This is a genomic window from Acidovorax sp. NO-1 (assembly GCF_000238595.1).
In the GTDB taxonomy this organism is placed as follows: domain Bacteria; phylum Pseudomonadota; class Gammaproteobacteria; order Burkholderiales; family Burkholderiaceae_C; genus Acidovorax.
On record NZ_AGTS01000021.1, the window covers coordinates 1 to 3,520 of the forward strand.

Annotated in this window: 3 protein-coding genes; all 3 read right to left on the reverse strand. The window is 64.2% G+C overall.

The features are described 5' to 3' along the window. Positions 1-101 precede the first annotated feature (101 nt). The 3 genes from KYG_RS02090 to KYG_RS02100 are packed head-to-tail and all read right to left on the reverse strand — an operon-like array spanning position 102 to position 3,362. Complete coding sequence (locus KYG_RS02090) at positions 102-1,121, reverse strand: tyrosine-type recombinase/integrase (RefSeq protein ID WP_008903159.1); 1,020 nt, start codon at positions 1,119-1,121, stop codon at positions 102-104. Continuing rightward, a complete protein-coding gene (locus KYG_RS02095; RefSeq protein WP_008903160.1) occupies positions 1,114-2,115 on the reverse strand; it encodes a tyrosine-type recombinase/integrase in 1,002 nt (333 codons plus the stop codon). The genes KYG_RS02090 and KYG_RS02095 overlap by 8 nt, the downstream gene beginning before the upstream one ends. Continuing rightward, complete coding sequence (locus tag KYG_RS02100; protein WP_235516236.1) at positions 2,112-3,362, reverse strand: site-specific integrase; 1,251 nt, start codon at positions 3,360-3,362, stop codon at positions 2,112-2,114. Before KYG_RS02100 ends, KYG_RS02095 begins: the two co-directional genes overlap by 4 nt. Between the last annotated feature and the right edge of the window lie 158 nt (positions 3,363-3,520).

Sequence of the window (3,520 nt, forward strand, 5' to 3'; positions counted from 1 at the left end):
GCAGCGTTATGCACAGCACGCAGTTATGCACAGTTGGTCCGGCAGCGCGGCGTCGCCGCCCTCGCAAGAGGGCTGCGGTCGCGTCTTTGAACTTCACGTAATCACAAGGTCTTGAGGAACTTCAACAGATCGTCTTCTGCCCGGAACCGCTGTGGGACCACATTGGGATCCTGAAGCCTGGCCAGTGCCTTTTCCTTCATGGCGAGATCGGCCTCTATGTACTGATGCGTTGTCGCCGGACTCTCGTGTCCGAGCCACAGAGCGATCACGCTGATGTCCACGCCCGACTGCAGAAGGTGCATAGCGGTCGAGTGACGCAGGCAGTGTGGAGAGATCGTTCTCCCGGCCAGGCTCGGCGTCGTGAGCGCGGCTTTCTTGACGGCCAATGCCAGGCGCTGCGTCACGTTGGACCGCGTCATCGCCTGTCCGCCACGGTTGGGCAGCAGCGCCGACGTGGGAGTCAGGTCCGGGTTGAACTTCAGCCAGGCGCGGATCACCTTGACCGTCGATCGCCAGAGCGGCACCGACCGCTGCTTGCGTCCCTTGCCATGCAGATGCACGCAGGCGGCGGGTGCCAGCACGACGTCGCCCACTTTTACGCCGATTGCCTCCGACACGCGGGCACCGGTGTTGTACAGCAGGGCCAGCAGCAGCTTGTCTCGCTGGCCCATCCAATCCGCTCCTGGCGCGCCGATCACGGCCAGCATCTCCTCGCGTGTCAGGAACTCGAACATCGGCCGCTCGAAGCGCTTCATCGGCACGCCGAGCGCCTGCTCGACGACCTGAAGTGCCGTCACGTCTCGCCGGGCCGCGAACTTCAGGAACGAGCGCAGCGCGGCCAGTCGCGCATTGCGGCTGCGAACGGTGTTGTGCCGATCGCGTTCGAGATGATCGAGGAAGTCCAGGATCAGCGCGGGCGTCAGGTCGGCGAGCGACAGCGTCGTGGGCGTCTTGTGCAGTTGCGCCTGGGCGAAGTCCAGGAACAGCACGAACGCGTCCCGATAGGCCGCAACGGTCTGCGGGCTCAACGCGCGCTGCTGCGTCAGGTGCTCGGCGAAGAAGGACTGGACCAGCGTCGCGAAGCTCGGCGGAGCGGGCTTGCGGTGTTCAGAACTACTCATCGTCGTTCTCCGCGACGTCGGCGAAGCGTTCGAATCGAGCGCCGGCCAACGCCATCAACTCCGGCACGCCGCTCAGGTACCAGTACGTGCTGGAGATATTGATGTGGCCCATGTACGTGGACAGGGCCAGCATTCGTTGGTCAAGGTTCGCTCCCTGCTGGTGCCACAGGATCATCCGTCTCACGGCGAAGCTATGGCGCAGGTCATGCACCCGCGGTCGGCCATGGCCGCCGCGATCGATCCAACCCAATTGCTCGCGCAGCTGACAGAACACTCGATGCACCTGCCGATCTCCCAGCGGTTCACCCCGGTGCACGCCACGCGAGCCCACGAAGAATGTCATCTGCGGCTTCGCAGGCACGTACTGGCGGCGCAAGGCCCGGTAGGCTGCCATCGGACCGATCACGCTGGGGTGCAGCGGCACCATGCGGGACTTGCCAAACTTGGTCTGCTGTATGGTCAGGATGCCGCCGTCCAGATCTGCATCCGAGTCGGCCAGGTTGATCGCTTCAGAGACCCGAAGCCCGGCCGATGCGATCAGACCGAACAGCGTTGCATAGGTGGTGGCACGAAGGCCATCCGAGGGGCCGAGTCGGCGGGCAGCGACGATCAATGCCGCGATCTCGGCTTCGCTGTAGATGTGAGGCGCCACGCGGCGCGGGATCGGACCGAAGCTGGAATCGTCAGGAACTTCGACAGTCGGATCGAACTGCTGGAGCCAGCGCATGAAGGGGCGCAGCGTTGCCAGTCGGCGCGCTGCCGTGTCGACATTGGCCCGGCCGCCCACGAGATACCGAGGCTGTACCTGGTGCGCCCACTGGACCATCACGTCTACCGTCAACGCGATGTCGCGTCCCTCTCCGACCATGAAGCGAGTGAAGCTGCGCACAGCGAGATCAGAGGAGCACGGCTTGAACCCGAGGCGCAGGCGTTCAGTCAGGTATTGCTCCACCTTGGCGGTGAGGTCGATGTTCGCCGATGCTGCGGCGCTCATGATGCACTCCCAGGCCAAGGCAGAGCGACCTCGGCAAGCAGTTGCAAGTCGAGCTTGGCGTAGATCAACGAGGTGTCCAGCGATCGATGCCGAAGCACATCGGCGACCTCCTTGATCGAACTGCCGCTGTTGACCAGGCGACAGGCCAGCGTGTGACGCAACGAATGGCAACCGCGTGAGATGCCGGCACCTCGCAGGGCACGCCCGATTGCCTGGCTCACTGCATCGACGCCGATGGGCTTGTCGTGTGGCGCCAACCGACGGACGAACAGCGATGGCAGCGTGGTTGCGGGCCGCTCGTGTCTCATGTACTCCGCCAGAGCCTGCCCGGTGAGCACCGGCAGCGGTAGGACATCCTGGCGCTGGGACTTTGTTCGCTTCAAGGTCACCGTTCCGGCACGCCAATCGAAGTCGCCGATCTCCAGCTTGGCGATCTCGCCCACGCGCAGTCCGAGATCCAAGGCCAGGCGCACCATGGCCAGCAGGCGCAGCGGAGCCCGCTTGGCCTCGGCGCAATGCGCTTCGAGGCGCTGGACCTCCTCGGTCGTCAGCGCGCGCGGCAACGATGCTTGGCTCCATCGCACCGGCGACGAGATAGCGCCGAGCAGGCTGTTCACTGCGTCACCGCAGGTCCCGCGGTATCGGAAGTAGGCCCGCAGCGCAGCAGTGACCGCGCTGGAATGCGACCCGCTGCTGACCCGCGTGAGCTCGGTTGCGATGAAGCCGCGAACGTCTTCCGGCTGCAACTCGCCGATGGCGATGGCCTTGCCCGCGAACTTGCATTGCAGCAGACGACCTACGAGTACCAGCCGATCCTCGCGCGTGCCTATCGCCAGGCCGCGGGCGTCGCGCATGTGGACGTTGTAACGGTTCAGTTCTTCTGCAATGGGACCGCTGGGGCCTGGCAGTTCCACGATGACATGCTGTTCCCGCAACAAGGCGAGCAGGTGTCCGAGACTGGCGCTCAAGCCGCTGCGTGTACGCAGAGCCGCGGGATGGCAGTCGCAGCGCGGCAGATGCGAATCCAGAAACTGCTCGACGAGGGCTTCGTCGATCTGTTCGGCAGATACCTGGCACTTCGCCATCCAGTGGGCAAAGTGCGACCAGGCACGAAGGGCAGTCTCCGAGCTGCCTTCGGCGTACCGGCCGCGCTCCAGCAATGCCTGGAACGCCCCGACGTATGAAGACAGCGGGCCATCGAGCAGCCATGCCCTGGCCATCGGGTGCATCGAAAGAATCAAGTCCATGGTGATCTCCAGTTGTGAGATCACCATTCATGCGCCGACTGCGAACTTATGTCCAGTTCAACGGCACCGCCTCCTTGCGATCTACCAGGGCGATCACAGCCTCTGGCGCGTTCAGACTGGCCAACTGTCCATAACTGCGTGCTGTGCATAACGCTGCA

What these genes read in the sequence shown, in the direction of transcription:
- KYG_RS02095 (WP_008903160.1), bottom strand. Translation starts at nt 2,115, where the DNA reads ATGAGCGCCGCAGCATCGGCGAACATCGACCTCACCGCCAAGGTGGAG.
- KYG_RS02100 (WP_235516236.1), bottom strand. Translation starts at nt 3,362, where the DNA reads ATGGACTTGATTCTTTCGATGCACCCGATGGCCAGGGCATGGCTGCTC.
- KYG_RS02090 (WP_008903159.1), bottom strand. Translation starts at nt 1,121, where the DNA reads ATGAGTAGTTCTGAACACCGCAAGCCCGCTCCGCCGAGCTTCGCGACG.